This window comes from Klenkia sp. PcliD-1-E, assembly GCF_024124375.1.
GTDB lineage: Bacteria > Actinomycetota > Actinomycetes > Mycobacteriales > Geodermatophilaceae > Klenkia.
This window is the reverse complement of sequence record NZ_JAMXRZ010000258.1, coordinates 1-1,200: the sequence shown is the minus strand read 5'-3', so window position 1 is coordinate 1,200 and position 1,200 is coordinate 1. Positions and strand designations below refer to the sequence as shown.

Annotated in this window: 2 protein-coding genes and 1 pseudogene; 1 reads left to right on the top strand and 2 read right to left on the bottom strand. The window is 79.4% G+C overall.

The genetic code is table 11. The features are described from left to right. Positions 1–517 (top strand): MarR family transcriptional regulator (locus NH342_RS23025; protein ID WP_308200734.1); only part of this gene is annotated, 517 nt, incomplete at its 5' end. A gap of 1 nt (position 518) precedes the next feature. Here the strand turns inward: NH342_RS23025 and NH342_RS23020 are convergent. After that, the gene (locus NH342_RS23020; protein WP_253018712.1) at positions 519–755 is read right to left on the bottom strand and encodes a DUF2630 family protein; all 237 of its coding nucleotides are present in this window, start codon (positions 753–755) and stop codon (positions 519–521) included. A gap of 126 nt (positions 756–881) precedes the next feature. Further along, positions 882–1,200: pseudogene (locus NH342_RS23015) on the bottom strand (prephenate dehydrogenase/arogenate dehydrogenase family protein); the annotation flags it as partial.

Here is a 1,200-nt window from a genome sequence, read left to right as displayed (position 1 = left end):
CGGCCGGCCGCGGCCCTCGCACGCCGGGCGCGCCCGCGGCGCCACGGTCCCCCCGCGCGACCTGCGGGGCATGGCCGGGGCCGGTCCGGGTGCGGCCGAGACCTGGCTGCGGATCGGGCAGGCCCACGAGCGGGTGTCCCGCCGGCTGGACGGGGCCCTGCGCGCGCAGCACGGCCTCTCGCTGGCCGACCTGCGGTTGCTGCGGCTGGTCGACGCGGTGCACGGGGAGCGGATGTCGGTGGGTCGGCTCGCCGACGAGGTGGGCTCCTCGCCCGCCGGCGTCGGCCAGGCGCTGGCCCGGCTCGCCGAGGACGGCTGGGTGACCCGGGAGCGCAGCGCGACCGACCGGCGCACCACCTGCGCCCGGCTGACCGAGCGCGGCCGGGAGCGGATGGCGCAGGCCGGCCAGACCCACGACCAGCTGCTCGCGCACCTGCTCGGCGCGCTGGGCGCCGCGGCCGGCCCGGTCACCGATGCGCTGACCCGGCTCGGCGCGGCGGCCCGACCGCCCCGCTGACCTACTGCAGGTAGGTCTCCACCTGCGACTCCGGCCGCTCCGTGGCCCCGCCCGGGTCCTCGCCGTACTGCTGCTTGGCCCGGCGCTGGCGCAGCAGGTCCCACGCCTGGTCCAGGTGCCGCTCCAGCTCGGCCATCCGGGTGCGCTCGGCGTCCCCGTGCTCGTGGGCGCTGTCGCGCAGCCGGTGCTCCTCCTCCACCAGCTCGTGGATCCGGCCCAGGATGTCCTTCTCGTCCACCACTGCCTCCTCAGGCGTCGTCGTCCCCCCAGCGTCCCCCGCCCGGCGTCATCTGACGCCTCGGACCCGGAACCGGCCCCGTCCGGGTCCCCGCCGTCGCATGACGGCTCACCGGTCGGCGGCCGGCTACGCGGGGAGCCAGCCCTCCACGAAGGCGGCCAGCCGACGCTCCACCGCGCCGCCGGCGCGGCCCAGGGCCAGCAAGGCGGCCCGGTCCAGGGGCACGCGGACGGTGCGGCGCTCCTGCGGGCGGGTCACCACGGCGTGGCCGGCGGCGACCAGCTCGGGCCACGGGCGGTCCAGCTGCGCCCGGACGGCGTCCAGCGCGGCGGCGGTCGGGCCGGCGTTGCCCTCGACCATGGCGGTGACGAACGCCGGGTCGCTGCCCACCACCCGGGTCCCGCTGCCGAAGCTGCCCGCGGCCAGCGCGAGCGCCAGCGGGCCG